Raw genomic sequence first — 26,146 nt, forward strand, 5'->3', positions numbered from 1 at the left:
GGCGGGCACCTTCCGCTTCGTCGCGGTCATCTCCCGTACGGGTCATGCGCGCTGCCTCCTCTGGCGTCGGCGCCGCTGAAGGGGTCGCGTCCGGTGCGGCCGGCCAGCTCGCACCACGGGCAGGCCGCCGCCTCCCGGGCGAAGACGTGCAACTCCCCGGTCGGGCACAGCCGGACGGTGTTCTGGACCCGGGTCAGCTCGGCCACCCAGTCCTGCGGCAGCGGCCGGGCGTCCGGGTCGTCGTAGCCGGCGGCGAAGCAGCGCTCCAGCAGCCGGCGCAACGGCCCGGCCAGCACCAGATCCGCGTCGGCGGCGTGCGCCGGCTGCCGCAGCGTGGAGCCGAGCAGGACGCTGCGCCGGTTCTCCACGTTCGCCTGGACGTCGAAGGGCGGCTCGGCGTCCGGCGGTACGCCCGCGAAGGGGTGCGCCCCGAGCCGTAGGATCTCCGCCAGCAGCACGGCGAGCGCCCAGCGGTCCGCGGACGGGGCCCGCAGCTTGCGCGAGGCCGGGTCGGCCAGGTGCTCGGGCGGGGTGTACTCGGCGCGGGAGAACGGGCTCGGCAGCGACAGCCCGGTGGCCTGGTCGTGGATCTGCCAGCCGTCCACGTCGACGAACCCGACGGCCGCGCCCGGGGTGGCGAACAGGTTCTCCGGGGAGAGGTCGGACACCACGTGCCCGGCGCGGTGGATCTCGGTCATGGTGCGGGCCAGGTCGAGAGCCAGCTCCAGGTACCAGCGCCAGGTCGCCCGGCGCGGCGCCAGGGTCCGGCCGCCGCGCAGCGCCTGGTGGAAGGGGCCGAAGTCCGGCGCGGTCAGGGCGGGCTGCACGTAGCCGAGCAGGCGGCCCCCGCCGACCGCGCGTACCCGGGCGAGCGGCCAGGCGACCCGGACGATGCCGTCGCGTACGGTCATCCGCGCCGGCCGGGAGGCGAGCATCGCCTCAAGCTTGTCGGCGAAGTTCTCCGCCTCGGGGTTGCGGATGAGCTTGACCACCAGCCGCGGGTGCCCCCGTACCAGCCGCACGGCGCCCTGCGAGCCCGGCGGCCCCACGCGTGCGCCGAGCGTGACGGTACGCCGCCGGCCGTCCGCGGACTCCAGCACGACATCGAGATCCGGCGTGGCAGTGGTCATGGGCGCGCCACCGCGACCAGCAGGGTCTTGTCGTCGCCGGTCAGCGCGCACAGCCGCTCGGCGGCCAGGAAGCGGGCGAGGAAGGTGTCGCCGGCCCCAGCCTTGTCCGCGTGGCCGAACAGCGGCGCGAAGAAGGCGTCGTACGGTGCGGTGGCCCGCGCGCGCTGCGACATCAGGCCGACCTGCCGCAGGCCGTCGGTGCTCACCGCGATCCCGGTGAGGTCGGGCAGCCGCGCGACCAGGCGGCGCGACCGGTCGGCGGCGTGCGGGGAGAGGAGGAAGACGGTGCGGCCCGGTTCTTCGGGTACGAACGGGGCGTCATTGCCGGGGTCGGTGGCGTCGGTGGGGTCGGTGGGGTCGGTTGTGGCCTCGGTGGTGGTGTCGCCGGCCGTGGGGTCGGCGGGCTCGTCCGGGGCGGCGGGGTCGTCGTCGGGCGGCAGGAGCAGGTCGAACTGCGCGTCGCCGCAGCGGGTCACGACGAAGCCGTCGCCGACGGCCGCCGCCACCAGCCAGGGCGGGTCGGCCACCACCACGGTCAGCGTCGTGCCCCACTGCGCGGGCCCGTAGTCCTGCGGATCGCCCAGCGCGGTGGAGCACGCCTGCGCGACGGCGGCGAACTTCCCCACGACCGCGCGCACGACCTCGTCCAGGTAGGCCGACCAGCCGGCCGTCCCCTCGGCGGCTCCCCATGAGCCCCGGTCCGCCGGCAGCCGGTCGTGCGCCTCGTCGGCGGCCAGGGTGGCGGCCAGCGCCGAGGCGGCGCCGGCCAGATGCGCCCGGCCGCCGCCGTCGGCGGCCACCAGGATGAGGGGCTCGCCGCCGGACCGCCGGACGCGGAATCCGTCCTGGCAGTCGGTGGCGGTGCGGGCGTGGTCGGTACCGAGCACCGAGGCGGCGGCGGTCACCCAGGGCGCGGCCCCGGTGCCCGGCGCGGCGTTCACTCCGCTCCGCTCTCGCCGGAGGGCTGCCCGTCGGTTCCCCAGCGCGCCTGTTCCCACACGGCGGCATAGGGGTCGTCCGCGGAGGTCGCCACCAGCACGAGGTTCAGCAGCTCGTTGAAGTCCAGCGCGGACAGCGGGAAGTAGCCCTTCTCCGGGGCGAGTTCCCGTAGGACGTGCTCGTCGGCCCCCGGGGCGCCGAAGGCGAGGAAGAGCAGCCGGCGCTGCTTGCGGCGGGTCCGGATGAGGTCGGCGGTCGAACGCCAGGCGCCGGCCGGCAGGTTGTCGTCGTTGGGGCCGCCGTCGCTGAAGAGGATCATGCGCACCTGGCCGGTCTGCAGGCCCTGCCCCGCCAGGTACTGGACCCGCTGGTCGCCCAGGTTCAGGGCGAACTCCAGGGCGGCGACCATGGGGGTGGTCCCGGTGGCCGTCAGCGGGGCGATCTCCAGCTCGCCCGCCGGTACGAACGCGCCGCCGTCGGCGTGCAGCCGGTCCGGCGGGCAGCGCAGGTCGCCGGTCACCGTGCGGACCCCGTCGCCGCCGAATGTCACGACGGCGAATTCGACCCCTCTGAGCGGCCCTTTTCCCTGGCTGCGGACTTCGGGAAGCCATGACTCGATACTGCTGTTGAGATCATCGATAGGGCGCTTGCCGTTTTCCGCGTACCCCATCGAGCCGGATACGTCGATAACGATGACGACCACCCGGCGCTGGTACGTACCTTCGTTCAGGCCGATGTCGTCGGTCGCGTCCGCCTTCTCGTCGAATAAGGACGCCAATTCATCGAATACACTCACCCGTCGCCTCTTCCCCCAGGCCGCTCTTCTTCCCCGCCGTCCCCATGCGGAACAGCGCCGACCGGCCATGCGTCCCATCCGCAGCCGCCGGCCGCCCGTACGACGGCGACGGTGCCGCCGCGTCCCGGCGGCTCCCCCTCGACCCCGCGCCAACAGGCCGTTTCCACAAGGCCGTTGACCTTCACCAGCCCGCGCGGACGCAGCAGCGCGTGCACCGTGCCGGTCCCCGCGGGCGCCTCCTCCCGCGGCGCGGCGGCCCCCTCGGCCCGATCCGGAAGACCCGGCTGCCCGGAAGGGCCCGGCACAAGCGGAACGGACTCGGACCCGTCATCCGGCACACCGGCGGCGCGCCGGCGCCAGAAGAATAAGCGCGCGCGACACCTGCGACCGAAGCGACGGATGAGACCGCGAAAACCGCTGTGCCGAATCCGATCATGTTCACGTGACATGCGGAAGCACCACGACAACCCCCTAGTTCCCCCCGGGCCCCCAGCCTCATTCGGCTTTCCCTGGGATTGACGATAGCGCCCCCGTGCGACCCGGGGCGCGGATTCGCGAGAAGACATTTTCCGGAATTTGCCCGGAGGCTGGGGTCCTGGTGGGGGTGGGGGGTCAGATGATGGCGGCGATCTCCTCCATGCGCTGGGCGAAGCCGGCGTCGGGGAGGGGGAGGTCGATGTCGTCGTCGACGAAGCGGACGGCGCTGCGGACGTAGGCGAGGGCGGCGTTGGTGGCGTCGGTGAACTCCTTGTGGCGGGCGACGATCTGCAGGCAGGTCGTCCAGCCGAGCGCGAAGGCGTAGTGGTCGGGGTCTTCGGAGCCGAGTTCGCGGCCCCGTATGGGGTCGACCTGGTCCTGCCACCAGACGGCTTCCTCGGTCTCGCCGAGGGCCATGTGGTGCAGGTAGAGGCAGTAGGAGGCGGCGACGTCGTCGGCGCCGGCGGCGTACTGCCACCAGAAGCGGGCGCTGCCCTCCCGGCCCGCGAGGTGCAGGACGCAGGCCAGGACGCGGGCGCCGGCGGGCTCCAGGATGCGGTCGCCGATGAAGGTGGACATCGCCGAGAGGGCGTCGGGCTGGCTGATGACCAGGTGGCACAGGCCGAGCAGGTCGGTGCCGGCGCGGTGTATGCAGTCGTCCGGGTCCGCCGGGCCGGGGTGGGCGCTGCTCCGGGGGGCCGGCCGCCGGTAGAGGTGGTGGGTGGCGTCGTCGAAGGTGATGGCGCCGGTGACGATCCGGTCGGCCGCCTTCGCGGCCAGCCGGGTCTCGGCCGCGGCCGTCTCCTCGTCGGTGTACGCGGGCGATGCCAGGCGGGCCATCGCCAGTACGTCGGCGATCGTCGTCGGGGCGGTCATCGGGGGGTCCTTTCGTCGAGAGCGACACCCAGGGTGCGGGCCAGGCGGCGTTTGGCGTCGCGGACGGTGGAGCGCACGGTGGCCTCGCTGACGGCCAGCAGGTCCGCGGTCTGGCGGGTGCTGTAGCCGAGGCTGAAGCGCAGCACGAACACGTCGTACTGCCGCTCCGGGAGCTGTCCGATGGCCTTCTGGATGGTCATGTTCGTCAGCAGCTGGTCGGTGGGGTCGTCGGCGGAGTGCACCGCGAGCGCGTCGAACGCGGTCAGGTCGACGACCTCGGGGCGACGGCTGCGGGCGCGTTTCGCGTCGATGGTGCGGCTCTTGACCACCGTCCAGGCGTAGGCCTCCGGCGCGGGCTTCTGCGCGACGGCCGGCCACTTGGACAGCAGCTCCAGCATCGCCTCGTCGACGGCGTCCTCCGCGTCGGCGCGCGATCCCAGGACCACGCCCGCCCACCGCACGTAGGCGCCGCGGTTGCGCCGGTGGAAGTCCTGGAAGTCGAGGGGCTCGCCCTCGATCACCCGGCCCCTGGACACCTGGGGACGCGGTACGGGCAGCTCACGGGCGTTCACCGGCCGCCCTCCCGGTGGCCGCGCCCGGATCGGCTCAACTCCGTCGCGCCGAGCCGCACTCCGGCCGCCAGCACCCGGCGGACCACCTTGCGTACGTCCGGCCCGAAAGCACGGGCCGCTGCCAGGACGGCGAGCGCGGTCTCCGGCGATTGAGGGTTCGTCACGGACCTTCGGGTCCTCTCGCGTTGAAGGAGGAGACACAGCCCCGTGCCGGCGCTCCCGGACCACTTCGGTGCGGTCTTGCCTAGATAGCGTTCACCGACGCGTAAAAGTGCGGAGGCAAGCGGCACAAAAAACTACACGCTGCTACTGAGCAGTCGCTTGGGTAATCAGCGAACTCCCCTCACACCCCTGGAGGTCTGGTCCACTGCGGCGCGTCCACCTGCGGCGCGCGGGCGCACGCGGGCGCGCCGGTGGCTCCGGGTGGAGCGGCGTGGTGGCGTGGTGCGTGCGGGTGATGTGATCAACACCACACACCGTCAAGAGGCGGAACGATCAGCTTCGATGTCCAAATGACTGTCGATACGGTCAGCCGCCGCGGAGATGCCGAGGGCTGCACCTGCTGAGGCCGAGAGCCGAGGCGACGCCCTGTGATCTGCGTCGCCGAGGGTTGGCAGGATCACGAGTGGGCCGCAGTCCGCACCGCTATCGTGTGGCGCGATACCGAGGGGGAGCGATGAGCGACAAAAACACCAATGTCGTGCCCGTGTGGACGCTGTCGACGGCAGGCGGTGCGCCGGTGCCCGCCATCACCGGCAAGAAGGGTCTCACCGCCGAGCGGCTGGTGGAGCTGCGGGCGGCTCTCGCGGCGTTCGCGGAGGCCCCCTTGGTCACGGTGGAGGCTCACCCGCTGACGAACAAGCACAGCCGGTCCGCCGGCCTGCTCGTGGGGGCGGTGAGTCCGCTGGCCCAGGAGCTGTCGCGGCTGGTCACCGAGAACGCCGGCAACGTTCCCGCGGTCAACAAGATCGCCGAATCCGGCGAGGTGCTCTACCGGATGGTCGTGCCCGCGAAGGTCGCAGCCCAGGTCGGCAAGGGCCTCGTCGGGCCGATGGTGTCCAAGGCGGCGCCGAACGGCGTGTACAGCGCGTTGGTTGACAAGTCCACCGGACTGATCGCCGCCAAAGCGGTGTTCGTTCCCGTCGAGGCCGCAGGAGCCGCAGGTGCCGCGGGCGCTGCCGCGGGAACGGCCGTCGCGGGTACGGCGTTGGCCGTGGCCGCGCCGCTGGTCCTCATGGCGATAGCGCTGGGGGCGAGTGCGTACGCCGACCAGCAGCGGCAGGGGGCGATCCGGCACATCACCGAGCTGCTGGAGAAGCTCCGTGACGAGGCGTTGGAACAGGAGCGGAGCGAACTGGCGGGGTGCCGCGACGCGATCGACAAGGCCACCGCGGTGCTTCTCGACCAGGGAAAGCTCGGCGCGTCACTCGGGCTCGACTCCGCGGTGCACGCGATAAGCAAGGCGACCGAGCGGGCCGAGCTCCGGCTGGAGAAGTGGGAGGCCGGGCTCGACGCGCTCGGGGACGGTCGGGCCGACGTCACCGACCTCGAAGCGACGTTCGCCGGCATCGCCGAGGACGGCGGGGAGTTCCGTACGCACCTCGAACTCGCGGCTCTTGCCATCGCGCTCAAGCGACGCGTGAACGTCCTCCAGGGCGTGGAGGCCGGTCAGAACGCCCCCGACAACCCGTTTGAAAGCTTTGTGCGCAGCCTGGACAGCGACCAGCGGCGCATCGACGAACTCGAGGCCCGCATCGCGAACGTGCTGCTGCGGCTCTCCTCGTTGGAGCTGTGCCCGCCGAAGCGGCTGAGCGGCAAGGTCATGACGCGGGGGCAGGTCGACGCGCTGCTGGAGACGTCGTACCGGCTCCGGGCCCTGGCGGACGGAGTCGCCGCTGCCGGGACGGCCACGGAGGTCGTGATCGACATCGAGAAGCACAGCGACGGCAGTCTCCTGGTGCTCCCGGCCCACGCGGCGTGACCCCGGAGGGGTCAGTGGAGGGCGTGGGGGTGGGTGGTCATGGTGTGGTTGAGGAGGGCGATGAGGACGTTTTTGGTGGATTCCAGGGAGCGGGCGTCGCACATCAGGATGGGGACGTCGGGGGCGAGGTCGAGGGCGAAGCGGACGTCGGAGGGGGCGTAGTCCCAGGCGCCGTCGAAGCGGTTGACGGCGACGACGAAGGATGTGCCGCGGTGCTCGAAGTAGTCGACGGCGGGGAAGGAGTCCTCCAGGCGGCGGGTGTCGGCCAGGACGACGGCGCCGATCGCGCCGAGGGCCAGCTCGTCCCACATGAACCAGAAGCGGTTCTGGCCGGGGGTGCCGAAGAGGTAGAGGACGAGGTCGGCGCTGAGGGTGACGCGGCCGAAGTCCATGGCGACGGTCGTGGTGGTCTTGGCCGCGACGCCGGTGAGGTCGTCCACGCCCTCGCTGGTCGCCGTGATCACCTCCTCCGTCTGGAGCGGGGCGATCTCGCTGACGGTGCCGACCATCGTGGTCTTGCCGACGCCGAAGCCGCCGGCGATGAGGATCTTGACCCCCGTCGGCAGGGCGCCGGGACCGTCAGAGCTTGCGAATTCCATCGAGTACCGCCTGAAGGAGGTGGATTTCCGGGGCCTCCGCGAGCGCGATCGGTGCGCGCGTGTGGACGGCCCCCATGTCGAGTAGGTCACCGAGGAGGACCTTGGTCACGGTCACGGGCAGGTCCAGCCGGGCCGAGATCTCGGCGACGGACAGCGGGGCGCCCGTGCACATCCGCAGGATCACCAGGTGCTCGGGTTCGAGCCCGCGGGGCACGCCGTCGGTGGGCACGGCGATGATCAGCGTGATCAGGTTGAACTCGTCGCGGCTGGGCCGGGTCCGCCCGCCCGTCCTCGCGAACGGGCGCACGATGGGCCCCGCGTCCACGTCCCACCACGACTCCTCCGGTCCGGGCACGGCCCCCGCCTCAGAACGGCGGCGGCGGGACCGCCGCCGGGACCGCTGCCGCCTGGCGGGGCGCCGCGGCGAGGAAGTCACCGACCCGCCTGACGATGAGGTTCATCTCGTACGCCACCAGGCCCACGTCGATGTCGGCCTCGCCGAGCAGCGCCAGGCACGCGCCCTGTCCCGCGCCGGTCACGAACAGGAAGCAGCTCTCCAGCTCGACGATGGTCTGCCGCACCGGCCCGCCGCCGAAGCGCCGGCCGACACCGCCGGCCAGGCTCTGGAATCCCGAGGCGACCGCCGACAGGTGCTCGGCGTCCTCCCGGCCGAGATCGCGCGAGTGGGCGATCACCAGCCCGTCGGCCGACAGCACCAGGACGTGCCTGGTCCTGGGGACGCGTCGGACGAGGTCGTCCAGCATCCAGTCGAGGTCGGTCACCGGCTTCGGCGTCTGCGTCATCGTGGGTCCCACTGTCCCTCTCCGGTCGGCCTGGTGCCGGCCGTGTCCTGGTGTCCGCCGTCGTGCTCGTGCTTGTGTTCGTGTTCGTGGCTGTGCTGGTGGCCGTGCACGTGCTCGCGTTCGGCGTCGGTACGGCCGCGGTACGACTGGCGCTGGTACGCCGACATCAGCCGGCGGGCCTCCTCGGGCGACCGCTCCGCGGGTGCCGCCTCGGGTGCCGGGGCCGCGGGGTGCAGCAACTGCGGCTGCATGCTGGCCTGTCGGACCCGCCGCGGCAGCTGCCTGGGCCCGCGCTGTGCGCCCTCGCGTACGGGCGGCTCCTGGCGGGGAGTTGCCGCCCGGGGGCGCAGCGGCGTGGGCTCCGGGCCTACCGGGGGCGGCACTTGGCGTACGGGCTCGCGGCGTACTGGCTCGTGGCGTACGGGCTCCTGGAACGTGGGCTCCTGGCCTGGCGGCTGCTCGCGCATGTGCTCCCCGGCCACCTCGATGACATGCGGCGGTGCCAGCACGATCGCCGACGTGCCCCCGTACGGCGACGGCCGCAGGGTCACCGTGATCTTGTGGCGGGCCGCCAGCCGCGCCACGACGAAGACGCCGAGCCGGGTGTCCTGCGTGAAGCCCATGACGTTGAACTCCGGTGCCGCGGCGAGCAGCCGGTTGGCCTCGTCGCGGGCCTCCGGCGTCATGCCGATGCCGCGGTCCTCGATCTCGATGCCGAGGCCCTTGGCCACCACCTCCGCCCGTACCTCCACGCTGGTGTGCGGCGGGGCGAAATGCGTCGCGTTCTCCAGCAGTTCGGACAGCAGGTGCATGATGTCGCCCGCCACCGGGCCGGCGATCCGCACATCGGGGATGCCGGCGAGCTTGACCCGCGAGTAGTCCTCGGTCTGCGAGGCCGCGCCGCGCAGGATCTCGCTCAGCTGCACCGACTGGCGCCAGCGCCGGGCCGGCATCGCGCCGCCGAGGATGGACAGGTTCTCCGAGTTGCGCCGCATCCGGGTGGCCAGGTGGTCCACCCGGAAGAGGTCGGCGAGCAGGTCCGGGTTCTCGCTCTCGCGCTCCAGCGAGTCCAGCAGCACGAGTTGCCGGTGCACGAGGCCCTGGCTGCGCCCGGCGAGGTTGAGGAACACCCGGCTGATGCCCTCGCGCGTCTCGGCCTGCTCGATCGCCGCCCGCACCGCGATGCGCTGGGCCGTGGCGAACGCCCCCGCCACCTGGCCGATCTCGTCCGGGCCCTGGCCGACGTCGGGCACGGCCTCGTCCGGGTCGACCTTGTCGCCCCGCTCCAACCGGGCCATGAGCTGCGGGAGTTGCTCCTCCGCCAGCCGCAGCGTCGCTCCGCGCAGATGCTGGAGCCGGCGGATCAGGGCGCGGGAGATCAGCACCGAGATCACCACGGCCGCCGCGATGGCCAGCAGGGCGCCCACGCTGGTCGCGATCACCGAGGTCATCAGCGAGTCCACCCGGCCGTTGGCGTAGCCGACGGCGAACGACACCTGGTCCAGGGTGAGTTGCTGGAGCTCACCGCTCACGGTGAGCATCGAGGTCTGCCAGCTCGGGAAATCCGTCGGGATGCGGCCGGACTTCACGGCCGACTGCTCCGCGGCCACCATCGCCGCCCACTGCGGGCTCGCGGTGATCGCCTTGTAGCGCGCGGCCTGCGCCCCGCGCAGGGCCGGCGTCACGACCCTCCACTGCTCCTGCTGCGCACCGACGAGCTGGTCGAACTGCCGCTGCTGCGCGGCCGACAACATCCCCTTGGGCGAGGTCAGTCCCGCGGAGAGCACCGCGTCCTCCCGGGACAGGCCCTCCAGCGCGCGGAAGAGGTCCGCGGCCAGGGTGCCCTCGACGAGCGCGCTGGAGTCGTTGGTCAGCCGGGCCTCGGCGGCGAAGTACGTCATGCCGGTGCTCAGGGCGCCGGTGTAGAAGTCGTACGCGGCGCCGTAGTCGACCTTGCGCGCGTCGATCTGCTGCCGGAAGCCCGGCAGTGCCGACAGGCCCGTGCTGATCTGCGCGAAGATCTGCTGCAGGGCGGGCGGGTTGCTCGTGACGACCGGGCCGGCGGCCTCCCGCATCGCTGCCAACTTGAGGTCGGTGTCGGCTCGTTGCCGCATCAGCGGACCGGGGTCCGTACCGGGGTGGGCCAGTTGGACCATCGACAGCCGGCGCTCCTCCTGGAGCGCCACCATCGCCGTCTCGCTCTTGACCCCGACCCGCTGCACGTCCCGCACGGTCTGCCGCAGGTCCAGGGCCTGGCGGAACCCCTTGGCGGTGTAGACGCCCCACAGCGCGGTCAGCGACAGGCTCGGGATCAGCACGAGCACGAGGATCCGGGTCCTGATGGACCGCGGGCCCCAAAGACCCCGCGAGGAGCGGGAGTCGCGCCGCGGGGCGGTGGCCCGCCGGCGGCCCCGTCCGCCGCGCCTGCCGGTGGTGGGGCGGCGGGTCTCGGCCCCCGGCGACGGGGGTTGCGGGGGCGGACCCGAGGCACGGTCTGCCTCGGCGGCCTGGGGCGATCGGGACGGCACGTCGTGGAATCCCCTGCTCGGCGGAACCGGAACACCCGTCCCCTGACGCATCGTGAGGACGGCGACGCCAAGCGTGCCGGTGGCCGGGGCGGGGATATCGACGATTCGCGCACACGAAATCGTCGATTGCCGTAGCGAACCCCGGAGTTCGTGTTAAGGGAGTACGCCCCGCCCCTTTGGGCCGCCGGTCTGCGACTGCCGGTATTCGCGTGGGGTGATGTCGTGGAATTGGCGGAACATACGGGTGAAGACGGTGGGGCTCTCAATTCCGACAGACCGGGCGATCGCGGCGACCGGGCGCTGCCGCTGCCGCGGGTCCGCCAGGATTCTGCGGGCCTTCTCCATTCGGGCCTCGCGAATGTGCCGGGCCGGCGAGGTGCCGCTTTCCCGGAAGACGATCTCGACGTAGCGCGCCGAGACGCCGAAGGCCGCGGCCACCGTCCGGGCGGACAGGTCCGGCTCCGCGAGGTGGCGCTGCACGAAGTCCCGCATGCGCAGCAGCTGCGCCCGATGGCCGAGCAGGGCGTTCGTGCCGGCCTGGTCGGCGGGCTCGTGGGAGCGCAGCACGGAGAAGACCAACTCACGCAAGGTGTGGCCGAGTTCGGGCAGCAGTTGCGGGTCGAACCGGTCCTCACCGGCGTATATCTCGGCGATCGCGGCCCGGAGGACCGCCAGCACCGGGTTGTCCGCGCCGATCCGGCGCCCCACCCGCTCCCGGGCCTCGGGCATGACGCGGGTCAGGTCCGCGCGCGGCAGCGTGAGCACGAGGTGGTGGGCGAAGCCGTCGGCCCGCAACTGGAAGGGGACGGTGCTGTCGAGCAGGATCGCGTCCCGGCGGTGCAGCCGGAAGCGCCGGTTTTCCTGGCTCGCATAACTGACTTCCTGCGCGATCGACAGCATGAAGAAGTCGTCCTGGTTTCCGGCCAGCATCCGCGGGGTGCGCACGACCCGCACCGGGTGCGAACCGACGTCCGTCAAGGTGAGGTATCCCAGGTCGAGTTGGTGGGCCCAGCCGGTGTAATCCGCACGGCCCCCGGTGTCGCCTATCGGGATCGCGTCGAGTTCGACTAATGCCTCGCGCAAAGCGCCACGCCAGGCGTCGACATCGCCCACCCCGCCCCGGAGGGGACGCGGGGACTCGGGGGACACGCTCATTGCATGGTCCTTCCGTCATGGACGGCGTACGAATCGCGTGAGGCGCAAATGTACAGAGCGGGTGCGCGGATCGTCGGTTCGGGACCGGACCGGAGGCCCACGATGTTCTGCGCCGCTCCCGTCCGGGGGCGGCGGCAGCGGAAGCGGCGGCAGCGGCGCGAGCGGCGGACCGCGGGCAGCCGCAGACGGGAGGTCATATGCGCAGGGCCGTCGTACTCGGAGGCAGCATCGCGGGGTTGCTGGCCGCCCGGGTGCTCAGTGGCCACGCCGAGGAGGTGCTGGTCGTCGAGCGGGACGACATCGCGGCCTCGGGCGCGTTCGGGGGTGCGCGGGACCCGCGGCCCGGGGTTCCGCAAGGCACGCAGATGCACGCCCTGTTGGAGGCGGGGCGGCGGCTGCTCGACAACTGGTTCCCCGGCTTCACCGCCGAACTCGTCGCGGGCGGCGCCACGTCGGCCGACACCGGCCGGGGGGTGCACAGTTACCTGGAGGGCCGGCGCAGAGTGCTGGTCGGCGGGGTGGAGATGGTCAGCGCGACCCGCCCCTTCCTGGAGGCGCACCTGCGCCGCAGGGTGCTGGCGCTGGACAACGTCCGGCTCGTCAACGGCCGGGTGTGCGGGCTCCGTTACGCCGGCGGCCGGGTCGACGGCGTACGGTACGCGCGCCCTGACGCGGACGCGGACGCGGACCCGGGTTCGGGCTCGGCCCCCGGCTCCGGCGCGGAGGACGTCCTGGACAGCGACCTGACGGTCGACGCGACCGGCCGCGCGAGCCGGCTCGGCACCTGGCTGCGGGAGGGCGGCTGGCCCGAGCCCGCGCTGCGCCGCATGCACGTCGACCTCGGCTACGCCACCGCGCTGTTCCGCCGCCCCGAGGGCGGGCACGACGCGATGCTGGCGCAGTCCCTGACCACCCTCCCGGACGGCAGGCTGCGCCTGAGCACCCTGGGCCGAGTCGAGGGCGACCGGTGGATCGCCCTGACGGCCGGCTACGCCGACGACCGCCCGGGCCGCGGCACGGAGGAGTTCCTGCTGCGCTGCAAGCAGGACCCGGCGGCGGCGTTCCGCCGGCTGGCCGAGGACGCCGAGCCGATCGGGGAGCCGGTCGGCTACCGCCACCCCGACAACCGAAGACGCGACTTCCACCTGCTGGACCGCTTCCCCGCCGGGCTCGTCGCGGCCGGCGACTCGCTCGCCTCCTTCAACCCCGTCTACGGCCAGGGCATGTCGTCGGCCGCGATGCACGCCGCGTGCCTGGCGGCCTACCTCGACACCAGGCCGTCACCGCGGGACCCGGCGTGGCCGTACTTCAAGCGCACCCGGCGCGTCGTGGACGACGCGTGGCAGACGTCCGCCCTCAACGACCTGAAGCTCCCGCACGTCACCGGCCCGCGCCCGCCCGGCTTCACCCTCGCCTCCCGGCTCGGCGACCTCGTGGTCCGCGCCTCCGTGACCGACCCGGTGGTCCACCGGCGCTTCCTCGACGTGATGCACATGCTCGCCCCGGCCCGCACCCTGATGCGCCCCGGGACGCTGCTGCGCGCCGCAGCGGCGGTCCGCAGGCAAGGCGCCTGACACGCGCCGGCGCCGAAAGGGGAGCCGCTACCCGGCCGGCGGCTCCTCGCGGGCGGTCCGCCCCAGCGCGGTGTAGCGGGCGCGCATGGCCGGGCCGGCCGCGGGCCCCGCGGTGAAGGTGAAGGCGGCGCTGTCGTGGAGGCTGCGGCCGGTGCGGGCGTCCACCACGACCGGCTCGACCTCCTCGCCGCTGGCGGCGTCGACCAGGATCATCGACCGCTGCCCGGGCGGCAGGTGCTGGTTCCCCCAGGCGGCCAGCGCGACGATCACCGGCCGCAGGGACCGGCCGCGCTCGGTGAGGACGTACTCATGGCGCGGCGGGTGGGCCTGGTAGAGCCGGCGCTCCAGCAGGCCGTCGGCCACCAGCGTCTTCAGCCGGGCGGTGAGCATGCTCGTGGAGATGCCGAGGCTCTGCTGGAACTGGTCGAAGCGCGTGTAGCCGTCGAAGGCGTCGTGGAGCAGCAGCAGTGTCCACCACTCGCCCACGTGCTGCACGGTGGTCGACAGCGGGCACTCCCGGTCTTCCAGCCTGATCCGGCTCGCCATGACGACACACCCTCCTGGGTTACTGCTAAAGTGAAAGTCACTAGGTGCTATTTTAGCAGTTACTGGGGCGTGCCCTCAGGCGCGCCCGGAAACGGATCCTCCGCCATGCCCCACACCATCAGCCCCGCCCTCGAAGGACGCCGCGCCCTGGTCACCGGCGGCAGCCGGGGCACCGGGGCGGCCATCGCCGCCCGCCTGCGCGAGGACGGTGCGAAAGTGCTGGTCACCGCCCGCTCCCGCGGCCCGCGGACAACGGACGAGGAGTTCGTCGCCGCCGACCTGGCCACGCCCGAAGGCGCCGGGCACGTCGCGGGCGAGACGCTGCGGCGGCTGGGCGGCCTGGACATCCTCGTCCACACCCTCGGCGGCTCCGGCGCACCCGCCGGCGGCTTCGAGACGCTCACCGAGGACGCCTGGCAGCGCGAGCTCGACCAGAACCTGCTCGCCGCGGTCCGGCTGGACCGGGCGCTCGTCCCCGGCATGCTCGCGCAGGGCCGCGGGGCCGTGGTCCACGTCTCGTCCATCCAGCGCCGTATGCCCCTGTGGGACGGGACGCTCGGTTACGCGGCGGCGAAGGCGGCGCTGACCACGTACAGCAAGGGCCTGGCCAACCAGGTCGCCCCGCACGGCGTACGCGTCAACACCGTCTCGCCCGGCTTCATCCGGACCGAGGCGGCCGACGCGCTCATCGACCGCATCGCCGAGCGGACCGGCGACCGCGAGTCCGCGCTGACCTCCCTCATGGACGCCCTCGGCGGCATCCCGCTCGGCCGGCCCAACCGGCCCGAGGAGGTCGCCGAACTCGTCGCGTTCCTGGTCTCCGACCGCGCCTCGGCCATCGTCGGCGCCGACCACGTCATCGACGGCGGCACCGTACCCACCGTCTGAACCCGTACGGGAACCCTCCCGGCCCGGCACGAAAGCGAGCCCCCCATGACCGACCTCCCCACCCCCGTCGAGCGCGGCGACCTGCCCCGCCCGGTCCTGCGCTACCTGGACGCGCACAACGCCGGGGACGCCGCCGCCTGCGCTGCGCTCATGGCGCCCGACGTGCAGGTCACCGACGACGGGCGCACGTACGACGGCCCCGCCGCCGTCGAGGCGTGGCTCGGGCGCGCCACCTCGGAGTACACCTACACGACCCGCTACCTCGGGGCCGTCCGGGACGGGCCGGACCGGTGGACCGTCACCCAGCGGCTCGACGGCGACTTCCCCGGCAACACCGTGGACCTGCGGTACGCCTTCACGCTCGCCGGGGACCTGGTCCGCCGGCTGGTCATCGCTCCGTGAGGAGCAGGGCCGCGACCGCCTCCGGTGCCTCCAGCATCGCGTTGTGGCCGGTAGGCAGGTCGTGGACCTGCCACGCCGGGTCGGCGAGGAGGCGGGCACGCTGGGCGGCGAAGGGGGTCTCGGACTCCCAGCCGGCGCAGTAGACGAACTCGCGGCGGGGGATCTTCGCGGCGGCGCCGGTCAGCCGGGCCGGCTGGAAGAAGGCGGCCAGCGGGTGGGGGCGGCGGCGGGGGTCGCCGGGGCCCGGGGGCCGGACGGAGTAGCCGGTGGCGGCGGCGCCGGCGGTGAAGAGGGCGCGGAAGTGGTCGTTGGTCGCCGACCAGCACGACTCGCCGTCGCGCGGCACGAACGCGTCGAGGTGCACCAGCCGGGCGATCCGGCCCGCCGCGCGGTCGGCCGCCGCGGCGATCACCATGCCGCCGTAGCTGTGGCCGACCAGCGTCACATCGCGCAGGTCGTGGCCGTCCAGCAGCCGCAGCACGTCGCCGGCGTGCGTGTCGAGGTTGGCGGTCGCGACCGTCGCCGCGTCGTCGCCCGGGCGCAGCCCGGTCGGCGTCAGGGCGTGCACGGTGTGGCCGGCGCGCTCCAGCAGCGGGGTCACGGTCTCGTACGCCCAGCCGCCCTTCCAGCCGCCGGGCACGAGCACGTACGTCGTCATGGGGTGCCTCTCCTTGTCCGCGGGCTCCGTGGGAATCCACACCGGCAAGTCTCGGCGCGCCGGCCCATGGCTCACCACCGCTAAAATGCCAACCGATGCCCGTTCCCCGCCAACCCGTTCCCCGCCAACCCGCTCGCCACCAACCCGCTTCCCGCCAGGCCCGGAAGGCGCCCCCCGGCGTCACCTCCCACGTGTGGCCGTCCGGTGGCCGCCACCTGTGGCCGTCGGGCGAGATCAGCCCGCCGCAGGTGCACGACCGCGGGCACCTCGTGTACGCGGCCGGCGGCGTCCTGGCCGTCCACACCGCGCGCGGCACCTCGATCGTGCCCGCCAACCGGGTCGCCTGGACGCCGGCCGGCTTCACCCACCGGCACCGCGCCCACGGCGACACCGACATGCGGATCGTCTTCCTCGCGCCTTCCCTCGCCCGGCTCGTCCCCGACCGCCCCGCGGTCTTCCTCGCCTCCGGCCTCGCCCGCGAGGTGCTGCTCACCCTCACCGGCCCGCGCAACTACGACGGCACGGCCCCCGGCCACACCCGCGCCGCGCGCTCCCGCCTGCTGCGCGTCCTGGTCGACGAGCTCCGCGAGGCCGACGAGCAGCCGCTGCACCTGCCCGAGCCGCACGACGACCGGCTGCGCGCCCTCGCCCGGATGCTGTACGAGAACCCGGCCGACACCGCCACCCTCGCCGAACTCGGCCGGCGCACCGGCGCCAGCACCCGCACCCTCAGCCGGCTCTTCCGCGCCGAGCTCGGCATGACCTTCTACGAGTGGCGCACCCAGCTGCGCATCCACCACGCCCTCGTCCTGCTCGCCGAGGGCCATGACACGACCCGCACCGCGTACGCCTGCGGATGGGCCAACCCCAGCGGCTTCATCGCGGCCTTCACCGACGTGATCGGCACGACCCCGGGCCGCTACCGCGCCGGCCACCGCTGACCCGTCGTCCGACCCGCCGCACCCGTGCGGCCACTTACGCGTGGCCGCCGACACGGTCGTCGACACGCTCCTGCACGGCATCGGAGGCGGTACGGCGGCCTGCGCGGGCCGGTTCGTGTGCGCGTACGTGTGCCTGTGCGCGTACGTGTGCGGGCGGTGACACATGTGTCAGGCGTCGCCCTCGCCCTCGCCGGGCAGCTCGTACATCACCGACCGCTGCTGCTTGTGCCGCCGGACCCGGCCCTTGGCCACCAGCGCCTCCAGCGTGTTGCGCACCACCTGCGGTGTCGGCGTCCGCTCCGGGTGGCGCTCCAGCAGCTCGTCGCGCAGCTCCTTCGCCAGCCGGGGCTCGCGGTGCTCGCGCAGCAGGTCGACGAAGAGGTCCCCGAGCAGCGGCTGCCGCCCCTCCGCCCTCGCCCCCGCCTTCGCCCCGCCTCTCGCCACGCCCTCGGGCCCGGCCTTCCGTCCCGCCCCGGTCGAGGACCCGGCCGTACGGGGCTGCGGTTCGGCGGCCCCCGGGGTTGCGTGCGCGGTGCCGGGCGGGCCGGGGAAGCGCTCGGCGAGGGCCAGGATGTCGACCAGCAGCGCCTCCTCCTGCTGCAGCACCGCGAGCTGCTCGGTCAGCTCCTGCTGCCTGCGGCGGTTGTCCTGGAGGTCGGCGGCGGCCTGCTCGGCGTACCGCGAGCGGACCGTGGCGGCGGCCGGCTGGTCGGGCACGGGCGTTCACCCCTTCGTAGGCCGGTGTGTGTGCGCATGCTATCCACGCCGCCGGTGTGCCCCTAACGCGCGAGCCCGCGCAGCCCCCCCCGGCCGACCCGGCACATGTGTCCGCGCCGGCCACGGCTAGGGTGTGCGCCATGAACGACTTCCGGGGCCTGCTGCTCGACTTCGGCGGGGTGCTCACGACACCGCTGCTGCCCGCCGTGCTCGCCTTCGAGCAACGCGAGGGGCTGGCCGAGGGCGCCGCGATCACCGCGCTCTACCTCGACGAGGAGGCCACCCGCCGCACCCACGCCCTGGAGCGCGGCGCCCTGACGCAGACCGAGTGGAACACCGCGGCGGCCCGCAGCCTCGGGGTCGCGCCCGGCAACCTCATGGGCCGTATCTTCGCCGACCTGCGCCCCGAGCCCGCGCTGATCGGCGCGGCGCAGGCGGCCCGCCGGGCGGGGGTGAAGGTCGGCATCCTGTCGAACTCCGTCGGCGCCGACCCGTGGGATCTCTACGCCGGGTACGAACTCGACCTGCGCTACGACGCCGTGGTGATCTCCGAGCGGCACGGCCTGCGCAAGCCGCAGCTGGAGATCTTCCAGCTCGCCCTCGACCGGCTCGAACTGGCCGCCGAGGAGTGCGTGTTCGTCGACGACACCGAGCAGTACCTGGTGGCCGCCGCGGAGCTGGGCTTCACGACCGTGCACGCGCGCGAGCCGCGGGCGACCGTCGCCCGGATCGAGGAGCTGCTGGGACTCCCGCTGTCCGAGCCGGCCTGACGGCGGTCAACGCAGCCGGCCCCGCAAACCGCCGCAGACCGCCGCCGTCAACCCTGTCAGTGCGCCGGAGCGGCCGGCGCGGTCTTCTTGCGGGCGCGGTAGGCCGCGGCCTTGATCCGGTTGCCGCAGGACTCCATGCCGCACCACTGCCGCCGCATGCCGCGTGAGCGGTCGATGTAGACCCGGGTGCACTCCGGGTTGCCGCACTCCTTGAGCAGCGGCACGTCCGGCCCGCTCAGCAGCTCGACGGCCAGCCGCGCCACCCCCGCGAGCGCCTCCTCGGGGCTCGCCGACGTCCAGCGCCCGGACGGCGTGAGCTGCGGCGCGGCCGGCGCGATCCTGGCCGCGGCGTTCAGTACGTCCAGGGCGCCGCCCGGGTACTGCTCGCCGAGCCGGCGCGCGGTGACCAGCGCGTACACGGCCTCCCGGACGGTCGTCGCGCGGGCGACGTCGGCGGGGCCGCTCGGCGCGACGGCGTCGACGATGCCGGACTCCAGATACCAGGCGTCCAGCCGGTCCGGGCTCGCGAACATCTCGAACCGCGCGGAGCGGCGCGCCCGCAGCGTCGCCGCGAAGTCGAGCGCGGGGTTGCCGCAGACGAAGACGTGGTTCAGGTCCATGTCACCATCCTGACAGGTGACGAACCCGGCGGCAAGGCCGGCGTCATCCTCCGCCGGCAATGCTCCGACCCCGTCACCCGTCACCTCCTTGACGGGTGACGAACGCGTATGACACGCTCATCACCGCTTCGACCGGTGACGCAACCGATGGTCACATGTGTCTCGCCGCCCGACCGCCAGGTGACCGATGTGCCGGACGCCGGCGCCGGGTCACAGTGAGGTGTGCCGGACGACGGCCGCCCGGTCGTCGCGAAGTGTTCCGGCCACATGTGTCCGCCGCCACCGGCGGGCACCCACCCCTTCGACGGGAATGCCATGAGACGACTCCTGACCGTCCTCGCCGCCGCCGTGCCCCTGGCCGCGGCGGTCTGCCTGCCGGCCGGCGCCGCCGCGCACACCGGCCCCGGCACGCCCGGCGCCGCCGCCTTCCGGTGTGCCACCACGTCCGTGCACGCCCCACCCGGCGCCCGGATCGAGTCCGGGACGGCGCGCAGCCGGCCCGGCGGCACCGTGCACGTGGACATCACCCCGACCGGTCCGGTGGACGTCCCCGACGTCCCCGCCTACTGCGAGGTCACCTACACGCTCACCCACCCGGGTGCCGGCGACCACGAGAAGGTCACCGTCTGGCTGCCCCGTACCGGCTGGACCGGCCGGCTCCAGACCGTGGGCGGCAGCGCGTACGCCGCCGGCGACTACGGACAGGGCCTGGCCGCCGCGATCAAGGCCGGCTACGCCGCCGTGACGACCGACGCGGGCGTCGGCGGCTACGTCGACACCGACTGGGCACTGGACGCCCAGGGCCACGTCGACCAGCCTCTGCTGGAGGACTTCGCCTCGCGCGCCGAGCACGACACCGCCGTGGTGGGCAAGGAGGTCGTCGGCGCGGTCTACGGCAGGCCCGCCGCCTACGCGTACTTCAACGGCTGCTCGACCGGCGGCCGGCAGGGCTACATGGAGGCGCAGCGTCACCCCGGCGACTACGACGGCATCCTCGCCGACGCGCCCGCGATCAACTGGGACGAGTTCGAGGTCGCCACGCTGTGGCCGCAGGTGGTCATGAACAACGAGCACACCTATCCCAGCCAGTGCGAGTTCAACGCCTTCACCGCCGCCGCGGTCGCGGCCTGCGACAAGCTCGACGGCAACCCCGACGGCCTGATCGGCGACCCGGGGGACTGCCACTGGGACCCGCGCCGGCTCGTCGGCACGACGATCGACTGCGAGGGCAGGCCGGTCACCATCACCGCCGCCGACGCCGTCGTCGTCCGCAGGATCTGGGACGGCCCGCGCACCGCGTCCGGCACGCGGCTGTGGCCCGGCCTGCCGGTCGGCGCGAGCTTTGACCTGGCCGACACGCAGACCGCCGACGACGGCACGGTCAGCGGCAAGCCCTTCCCCGTACCGGCGCAGTGGGTCGCCGACTTCGTGGCCAAGCAGCCCGCACTCGACCTCACCACCCTCACCTACGACCGGTTCACCCGGCTCTTCCGGCAGTCCGAGGCCGAGTACGACCAGGTCATCGGCACCGACGACCCGGACCTCGGCGCCTTCCGCGACAGCGGCGGCAAGCTGCTGACCTGGCAGGGCCAGGCCGACCAGTACATCCCCGCGCAGGGCACGGTGGCCTACCGGCAGCAGGTCGACCGGCTGCTGGGCGGCACGCAGCGGGTGGACGACTTCTACCGCCTCTTCCTGGCCCCGGGCGTCAGCCACTGCGCCGGCACCCCGGCCCCCGGCCCCGTACCCACCGACGCGCTCGGCGCCCTGACCGACTGGGTCGAGCACGGCAAGGCCCCCCGCACCCTGCCCGCCGCGACCACCCTCCCCTCCGGCCAGGCCGTCACCCGCGACCTGTGCCGCTACCCCGAGGTCTCCCGCTACGCCGGCCACGGCGACCCGGCCGCCTCGACCAGCTACCGCTGCACCACCCCGCCCCGCCACTGACCCCCGCCCCGCCCCCGTGGAAAGACACTCGCGGGGGCGGGATGGGTGGGGTCAGAAGTGGTCGGCGTCCACGACGGCCTGGGCGAAGGCGGTCGGGGCCTCCTGGGGGAGGTTGTGGCCGATGCCCTTGAGCAGGCGGTACGCGTACGGGCCGGTGAAGCGGTCGCGGTAGGAGATGTCGCTGCCCGCGGTGAAGGGTCCAGCTCGGCGTCCAGGACGACGGTCGGGGCCGCGATCGGCGGGCGGGCGGTCAGCCGCTGCTCCAGGTGGTCGTAGCGGCGCTCGCCCGCGGCCAGGCTCAGCCGCCAGCGGTAGTTGTGCAGGACGATCGCGGCGTAGTCGGGGTTGCCGAAGGCCGCGGCGGTGCGCTCGAAGGTGGCGTCGTCGAAGTCCCAGCCCGGCGAGACGGTGTCCCACACCAGGCGGCACAGGTCGTGCCGCTTGACGGCGTCGTCCATGGCCTTCGCGCCGCGCTCGGTGGCGAAGTAGTACTGATACCACCAGGCGTGCTCGGCCTTCGGGTCGGTCGGCTGCAGCTGGGCGGCCAGGTCGGTGACGAGGTAACCGCTCACCGCCACCAGCGCCTTGACCCGCTGCGGCCACAGGGCGGCGACGATGTCGGCGGTCCTGGTGCCCCAGTCGAAGCCGGCCAGCACGGCCCGGTCGATCCGCAGCGCGTCCATCAGCGCGATGACGTCGAGCGCGATCGCCGACTGCTGCGCGTTGCGGAAGGTCCGCGCGGACAGGAAGCGCGTGGTGCCGTGCCCGCGCAGGTAGGGCACGACGACCCGGTAGCCCTGCGCGGCCAGCAGCGGGGCGACGTCCACGTAGCTGTGGATGTCGTACGGCCATCCGTGCAAGCAGATCACGGCCGGGCCGTGGGCGGGGCCGGCCTCGGCGTAGCCGATCTCCAGCTCGCCGGCCGTGACCTTCCTCAGCCGGGCGAACGTGGTGTGGGTGCCGGGCGCGACGACCGGCACGACCGGTACCGCCCCGGCCGCGGTGCCGTGCGGCGCGGTCGCCGACGCGGTCCGCAGGCCCGCCAGCGAGGCGGCTGCCGTACCCGTGCCCAGCCCCACCGCGCGGCCGAAGGTGCGCCTGTCGATCATGGGAAAGCCTCCTGTGCTCTCGTCGGGGTGCCGCGCCCGGGGGCCCGGCGGTCACCACTGTCGTCCCGTGAGGACACAGGCGCATCAGTCAGTTGACGGTCGGACCACCGGGGCCTTGCCGAGGGCGTCGCGCAGGGCGGCGCGCGGGCCGGCAGCCCCGAGGCGCGCAGCTCCGCGTCCCCCGCGGCGGGGTGGGCCGCGCGGGCGGCGGCCCACCCCCGGCGTACAGGCGGCCCACCCCGGGCCGCAACAGCGGTCAGAGCTGGTGCACGATGCCGGCGTAGCGGCGGACGAAGCGGGTGCCGGTGGCGGCCGTGACGGTGACGTCGTAGCGGCCGTCCGTCGTCTGCCACGTCAGCTTCCTGCGCGAGCGCGGCCCCACCTGCACGGTGTGCGACGCGTCCGAGTAGTCGTTCGCGACGACGGCGAAGGTCACCTCGGTGTCGCCGTCGTTGACCAGTCGCAGGTCCAGGGCGGCGTGCTCGGGACGGCCGCCCGGGCGCAGCTCGGCGTCGGCGGAGGGCAGCGCCACGTCCGTCTGCCCCTCGGGCACGACCGTGCCGGAAAAGCGGCTGACGAACCCGTCCGCGCCGTGGACGGAGAAGTCGTAGCGCCCGTCGGTCCCTGCGGTGTCCCACACGTAGGTGCGGTGCGCGCGGGGCTGGACCAGGAACGGCGTGCCGGTGAAGGGGTGCGCGATGTTCGGCAGCACCGTGAAGACGTACGCCGCCGTGCCCTCGTTGGACAGCGTGCAGGTGACCTTGCCGGTGCGCCGGTCGACGGTGACGTCCGCGAACGGCCGGTAGGGCAGGTTGCGGCGGGGCCGCTCGCCCGGCTCCTGCGCCGGCATGCGCTGCGTGCCGTCCGCCGGGGCCTGCACCGACGGCAGGCTGTGCTGCGCGGTCGCCCGGGCCTTGAGCTCGTCGGTGTCCGGCAGCTTCGGGATGCTGAAGTCGGGGCGGCTGAAGTCGAAGCAGGTGGTGAGGTCGCCGCACACGGCCCGCCGCCACGCGGAGATGTTGGGCTCGTGCACCCCGGTCACCCGCTCCAGGAAGCGCAGCACCGACGTGTGGTCGAACACCTGGGAGTTGACCCACCCGCCGCGCGACCACGGCGAGCACACCCACATCGGCACCCTGCTGCCCAGCCCGATCGGCTGGCCGTCCACGAACTCGTCCTTCGTGCCCGGCTCGGGGTACGGCGGCACGACGTGGTCGAAGAAGCCGTCGTTCTCGTCGTACATCACCAGGAAGACGGTGCTCTTCCACACCTCCGGGTTCGCCATCAGCGACTGGAGCGCCTCGTTGACCCACCACGCGCCCCAGTCCGGGCCGGCGCTCGGGTGCTCGCAGTAGTTGAAGGGCGCGACCAGCCAGGAGACGGTGGGCAGCGTGCCGTTGCGGCAGTCGGCGTCGAAGGCCGTGAGGTCGTGCTTCGTCATGGCGTTGACGAACAGCGGCGAGTCCTTCGGGGCCTTCGCGAACTGCTGGAAGTAGGACAGGGCGTTGTCGTCGTAGTCGCCGTGCTCGTTGTCCGAGCCGTCCGGGTTGTGGTAGACACGCCAGCTCACACCGGCCTGCTGGAGGCGTTCGGCGTACGTCGTCCAGTCGCCGATCGGGTTCTCGGTGACGATCGAGTTGTCGGTGAAGGGGCCCGTCGTGCCGTCGGTGCCGGGGCCGGGCGTACCGGTCCACAGGTAGAGGCGGTTGGGGTCGGTCGGGCCGTTGAGCGAGGTGAAGTACCCGTCGCAGACGGTGAAGGCGTCCGCCATCGCGTACTGGAACGGGATGTCCTCGCGGGTGAAGTAGCCCATGGTGTAGCGGCCCTTGGCGGCGACCCAGCCGTTCTCCGCGCCGTTGTTGACGGCCTGGTGGCCGGAGGACCAGCCGTGGTCCAGGCCGCCGAAGTCCTGCGCCTTGAAGGCGGTGGTGTCGAAGCGGAAGGGCAGCGAGTAGCCCTCGGCCCGGCCGGGATCGGGCTGCTGGAAGACGGAGTTGCCGTTGGGGAAGACCACGCCCTGCTTGTCGTCGAAGCCGCGGACGCCGCCGAGGGCGCCGAGGTAGTGGTCGAAGCTGCGGTTCTCCTGCATCAGGACGACGACGTGCTTGACGTCGCCGATGCTGCCGTGGCCGCTGCCATGGCCGCTGCCGTGGTGGGGCGCGGACGCCTCGGCGGCCGGGGTCACGCCGGGCAGGCCGGCCGCGGCGGTCGCGCCGGCCGCGGCGGCGGCACCGGCGGCGCCCACGAAGGTACGGCGGCTTATCGGGGTCATCGTGAGTCCTTCGGTGAAGGGGGGAAGGTGGGCGGGGGGCGCGGGCGCGGTCAGTGGGCCGGGCGCAGCGCGAAGGTCACGACGGCGGCGGCGTGGTCCGAGGGCCAGCCGTTGCCGGCGGTGCCGGGCACCGGCCGCGGCCGGCCCGTGACGAGGGAGTGCGCCTCGACGACCTTCAGGCCGCCCGCGTACTGCACCTGGTCGATACGGTCCTGCGGCTCCGCGCCGCCGCCGTCGTGCGCCGGCCGCACCGGCGACCAGGTGGTGCCCGGGTCCTTGGCCGGGTTGGGGCGGGCCTTGCGGAAGGCGTCGGTCAGGCCGGCCTTCTCCAGCGCCTCGGTGACCGGCCAGGCCACCGCGCCTACCCCGCCGTGCGCGGCGGAGGTCTGCCGCGTCCAGTCCAGGTGCGAGGGGGAGGCCAGGCCCGCGGCGAGGACCACCGGGGTGTGCGCGGCGAGGTCGTGCCGCATCGCGGCGACCAGGGCGCGGGCCTGCTGGTAGCGCACGGTCCGCTGCTCGGCGGCGACCAGCTGCGCCGCGGTGGTGTGCGGGCCGGCCGCGTAGGGCCCGTAGTCCGCCTCGTCGAGCTGCGCGACCCACAGCCGTACGGTCGTCCGGCCGGGCAGCTGGAGGGTGGCCGACAGGGCGGGCAGCGCGGCGGTGGGCTCGGTGGCGCCGGTGAGCGGGAAGCGGCTCACCACGCCGAGACCGGCGGCGCTCTGGTGGGCGTACCAGCCGAGCGCGTCACCGAGCGCCTTGGCCCCGCCGGCGCCGGTCTCCTGGAGCGCCACGACGTCGAGGCCCTGGGTGAGGACCACCCGGGCCTGCTTCTCCAGCGGGCCCTCGACATGCGCGCCGGCGTCCCACAGGTTGAGCGAGGCGACCTTGAGGCGGAGGTCGTCGCGGGCGGCGCGCACCGGGACCTGCACCGTCACGGTGTCCTTGCCGCCCGCGCTGTCCTGCACGCCGACGACGATCCGGCCCGGGTCGCGCGGCGCCCGCGCGGGCACCTTGGCGGTGACGGTGCCGTCGCCGGCGACGACCAGCCAGGAGTCGCCGGAGATCCGGCGGTAGGCCGGGGCGCCGGGCTTGTTGCCCTCGGGGCGGATCCACAGGTTGCCGAGCGGGACCCGTACGGTGTCGCCCTCGGTCGCCGGGAAGGTGACCGCGTCCACCGCCTCGTGCGGCGGCTGGACGGGCGTGAAGGAGAACGGGGCGGTGCGCGCCAGCACCGGGTAGAGGTCGTCGTAGAGCAGGTAGGCGGTGTAGGGGCCGCCGGTGAGGCCGGAGGTGTCCAGCGTCAGGGTGCCGGCGGCGGCGCCCGCGTAGGCCCACACGAGGGAGGCGCCGGTGCCGGGCTGCCGGTCGCCGTCGTAGATCCCGATCCAGTTCTTGGCGTTCGGCGTGGCGGTGGTCCAGCTGAAGGTGAGCTTCTCGCCCTCGTGCGGGGCGGGGCTGCTCGCCGCCAGGGTGTCGCCGGGGCTCGCGAAGGTCACCGGCGCGGCCTGGGCGAGGATCTGGTTGCCGTCGTCGTGGAGCAGATACGCCTGGTACGGGCCGCCGGCCAGGGCGTGGGTGTCCACGGTGGTGGTGCCGGACGCCGCGTCGGCGACATAGCTCCACACCCAGGAGTTGCCGTTGCCGGGCGAGCTGGCGGGCCCGTACAGCCCGATCCAGTTCTTGCCGCTGGGCTTGTCGGTGGTCCAGGCGAAGGTCAGCTTGTCGCCCACGTGCGGTGCGGCGGGCGAGGCCAGGACGAGGCTGCTGGTGGCAGCGTCGGCGGGCTGGGGTGGCATGGGTGGCGAAGTCCTCTCGGTACGTCGCACGTCCCGGCCGGGACCCCCGT

The 26,146-nt window shown here is 73.5% G+C and carries 24 protein-coding genes and 1 pseudogene; 7 read left to right on the forward strand and 18 right to left on the reverse strand.

The genetic code is table 11. From position 1 onward, the window contains the following. Nucleotides 1–26: 26 nt before the first annotated feature. The 6 genes from HCN08_RS07690 to HCN08_RS07715 form a co-directional block, all read right to left on the reverse strand. The gene (locus HCN08_RS07690; protein WP_167982154.1) at nt 27–1,130 is read right to left on the reverse strand and encodes a hypothetical protein; all 1,104 of its coding nucleotides are present in this window, start codon (nt 1,128–1,130) and stop codon (nt 27–29) included. Then, on the reverse strand, nt 1,127–2,071 hold the full coding sequence (locus HCN08_RS36450) for a protein phosphatase 2C domain-containing protein (protein ID WP_167982155.1): 945 nt from the start codon (nt 2,069–2,071) through the stop codon (nt 1,127–1,129). The genes HCN08_RS07690 and HCN08_RS36450 overlap by 4 nt, the downstream gene beginning before the upstream one ends. After that, on the reverse strand, nt 2,068–2,865 hold the full coding sequence (locus HCN08_RS36455) for a vWA domain-containing protein (protein WP_167982156.1): 798 nt from the start codon (nt 2,863–2,865) through the stop codon (nt 2,068–2,070). The genes HCN08_RS36450 and HCN08_RS36455 overlap by 4 nt, the downstream gene beginning before the upstream one ends. A 612-nt stretch (nt 2,866–3,477) precedes the next feature. Continuing rightward, complete coding sequence (locus tag HCN08_RS07705; protein WP_167982157.1) at nt 3,478–4,218, reverse strand: hypothetical protein; 741 nt, start codon at nt 4,216–4,218, stop codon at nt 3,478–3,480. Then, the gene (locus HCN08_RS07710) at nt 4,215–4,790 is read right to left on the reverse strand and encodes an RNA polymerase sigma factor (protein WP_322974296.1); all 576 of its coding nucleotides are present in this window, start codon (nt 4,788–4,790) and stop codon (nt 4,215–4,217) included. Before HCN08_RS07710 ends, HCN08_RS07705 begins: the two co-directional genes overlap by 4 nt. Continuing rightward, nucleotides 4,787–4,954: a hypothetical protein gene (locus HCN08_RS07715; protein WP_167982079.1), complete on the reverse strand. Its 168-nt coding sequence runs from the start codon at nt 4,952–4,954 to the stop codon at nt 4,787–4,789. Before HCN08_RS07715 ends, HCN08_RS07710 begins: the two co-directional genes overlap by 4 nt. A 512-nt stretch (nt 4,955–5,466) precedes the next feature. Here HCN08_RS07715 and HCN08_RS07720 point away from each other — a divergent pair. Next, nucleotides 5,467–6,771 (forward strand): hypothetical protein, encoded by a 1,305-nt coding sequence (locus tag HCN08_RS07720; protein WP_167982158.1) that lies wholly within the window; start codon nt 5,467–5,469, stop codon nt 6,769–6,771. An 11-nt stretch (nt 6,772–6,782) separates the two neighbouring features. On the opposite strand, the gene HCN08_RS07725 is transcribed toward HCN08_RS07720, so the two are convergent. The 5 genes from HCN08_RS07725 to HCN08_RS07745 form a co-directional block, all read right to left on the reverse strand. Beyond that, entirely contained in the window at nt 6,783–7,370 is a 588-nt protein-coding gene (locus tag HCN08_RS07725) for a GTP-binding protein (RefSeq protein WP_167982159.1), read from the reverse strand. Beyond that, nucleotides 7,351–7,695, reverse strand: a complete 345-nt coding sequence (locus HCN08_RS07730) for a DUF742 domain-containing protein (protein ID WP_322974297.1) — start codon at nt 7,693–7,695, stop codon at nt 7,351–7,353. The genes HCN08_RS07725 and HCN08_RS07730 overlap by 20 nt, the downstream gene beginning before the upstream one ends. Nucleotides 7,696–7,735: 40 nt before the next feature. Further along, on the reverse strand, nt 7,736–8,173 hold the full coding sequence (locus HCN08_RS07735) for a roadblock/LC7 domain-containing protein (protein WP_167982161.1): 438 nt from the start codon (nt 8,171–8,173) through the stop codon (nt 7,736–7,738). Then, nucleotides 8,170–10,491, reverse strand: a complete 2,322-nt coding sequence (locus HCN08_RS07740; protein WP_167982162.1) for a sensor histidine kinase — start codon at nt 10,489–10,491, stop codon at nt 8,170–8,172. Before HCN08_RS07740 ends, HCN08_RS07735 begins: the two co-directional genes overlap by 4 nt. A gap of 363 nt (nt 10,492–10,854) precedes the next feature. Next, nucleotides 10,855–11,856, reverse strand: a complete 1,002-nt coding sequence (locus HCN08_RS07745) for an AraC-like ligand-binding domain-containing protein (RefSeq protein WP_167982163.1) — start codon at nt 11,854–11,856, stop codon at nt 10,855–10,857. A 197-nt stretch (nt 11,857–12,053) separates the two neighbouring features. Here HCN08_RS07745 and HCN08_RS07750 point away from each other — a divergent pair, with 197 nt between their 5' ends. Beyond that, the gene (locus tag HCN08_RS07750) at nt 12,054–13,430 is read left to right on the forward strand and encodes an NAD(P)/FAD-dependent oxidoreductase (RefSeq protein ID WP_167982164.1); all 1,377 of its coding nucleotides are present in this window, start codon (nt 12,054–12,056) and stop codon (nt 13,428–13,430) included. 27 nt (nt 13,431–13,457) lie between these two features. Here the strand turns inward: HCN08_RS07750 and HCN08_RS07755 are convergent, their stop codons facing one another. Then, complete coding sequence (locus HCN08_RS07755) at nt 13,458–13,976, reverse strand: winged helix-turn-helix transcriptional regulator (protein ID WP_206318515.1); 519 nt, start codon at nt 13,974–13,976, stop codon at nt 13,458–13,460. A gap of 105 nt (nt 13,977–14,081) precedes the next feature. Here HCN08_RS07755 and HCN08_RS07760 point away from each other — a divergent pair, with 105 nt between their 5' ends. Together HCN08_RS07760 and HCN08_RS07765 are read left to right on the forward strand one after the other, a co-directional pair. After that, a complete protein-coding gene (locus HCN08_RS07760; RefSeq protein WP_167982165.1) occupies nt 14,082–14,864 on the forward strand; it encodes an SDR family oxidoreductase in 783 nt (260 codons plus the stop codon). A gap of 45 nt (nt 14,865–14,909) precedes the next feature. Beyond that, nucleotides 14,910–15,266 carry a nuclear transport factor 2 family protein gene (locus HCN08_RS07765; protein WP_167982166.1) on the forward strand — a complete coding sequence of 119 codons (357 nt, stop codon included), beginning with the start codon at nt 14,910–14,912 and terminating at the stop codon, nt 15,264–15,266. Here HCN08_RS07765 and HCN08_RS07770 read toward each other — a convergent pair. Then, complete coding sequence (locus HCN08_RS07770; RefSeq protein WP_167982167.1) at nt 15,253–15,924, reverse strand: alpha/beta fold hydrolase; 672 nt, start codon at nt 15,922–15,924, stop codon at nt 15,253–15,255. The genes HCN08_RS07765 and HCN08_RS07770 overlap by 14 nt on opposite strands. A 191-nt stretch (nt 15,925–16,115) precedes the next feature. On the opposite strand from HCN08_RS07770, the gene HCN08_RS07775 reads away from it, so the two are divergent. Continuing rightward, nucleotides 16,116–16,865, forward strand: a complete 750-nt coding sequence (locus HCN08_RS07775; protein ID WP_322974299.1) for a helix-turn-helix transcriptional regulator — start codon at nt 16,116–16,118, stop codon at nt 16,863–16,865. A gap of 168 nt (nt 16,866–17,033) precedes the next feature. On the opposite strand, the gene HCN08_RS07780 is transcribed toward HCN08_RS07775, so the two are convergent. Continuing rightward, on the reverse strand, nt 17,034–17,582 hold the full coding sequence (locus HCN08_RS07780; RefSeq protein ID WP_167982169.1) for a hypothetical protein: 549 nt from the start codon (nt 17,580–17,582) through the stop codon (nt 17,034–17,036). A gap of 140 nt (nt 17,583–17,722) precedes the next feature. On the opposite strand from HCN08_RS07780, the gene HCN08_RS07785 reads away from it, so the two are divergent. After that, entirely contained in the window at nt 17,723–18,352 is a 630-nt protein-coding gene (locus tag HCN08_RS07785) for an HAD-IA family hydrolase (RefSeq protein ID WP_167982170.1), read from the forward strand. 56 nt (nt 18,353–18,408) lie between these two features. Here HCN08_RS07785 and HCN08_RS07790 read toward each other — a convergent pair whose 3' ends face one another. After that, nucleotides 18,409–18,972 (reverse strand): CGNR zinc finger domain-containing protein, encoded by a 564-nt coding sequence (locus HCN08_RS07790; protein ID WP_167982171.1) that lies wholly within the window; start codon nt 18,970–18,972, stop codon nt 18,409–18,411. Between the two features lie 315 nt (nt 18,973–19,287). Between HCN08_RS07790 and HCN08_RS07795 the strand changes: the two genes are divergently transcribed. Next, the gene (locus tag HCN08_RS07795; protein ID WP_167982172.1) at nt 19,288–20,919 is read left to right on the forward strand and encodes a DUF6351 family protein; all 1,632 of its coding nucleotides are present in this window, start codon (nt 19,288–19,290) and stop codon (nt 20,917–20,919) included. 51 nt (nt 20,920–20,970) lie between these two features. Here HCN08_RS07795 and HCN08_RS07800 read toward each other — a convergent pair. The 3 genes and pseudogenes from HCN08_RS07800 to HCN08_RS07810 form a co-directional block, all read right to left on the reverse strand. Further along, nucleotides 20,971–22,028, reverse strand: a pseudogene (locus HCN08_RS07800) (alpha/beta fold hydrolase). A 256-nt stretch (nt 22,029–22,284) separates the two neighbouring features. After that, on the reverse strand, nt 22,285–24,300 hold the full coding sequence (locus HCN08_RS07805; RefSeq protein ID WP_167982173.1) for a phosphocholine-specific phospholipase C: 2,016 nt from the start codon (nt 24,298–24,300) through the stop codon (nt 22,285–22,287). 50 nt (nt 24,301–24,350) lie between these two features. Further along, nucleotides 24,351–26,096: an endonuclease/exonuclease/phosphatase family protein gene (locus tag HCN08_RS07810; protein WP_167982174.1), complete on the reverse strand. Its 1,746-nt coding sequence runs from the start codon at nt 26,094–26,096 to the stop codon at nt 24,351–24,353. Between the last annotated feature and the right edge of the window lie 50 nt (nt 26,097–26,146).

Origin of the sequence: Actinacidiphila epipremni (genome assembly GCF_012034175.1) — a bacterium.
Lineage (GTDB): Bacteria > Actinomycetota > Actinomycetes > Streptomycetales > Streptomycetaceae > Actinacidiphila > Actinacidiphila epipremni.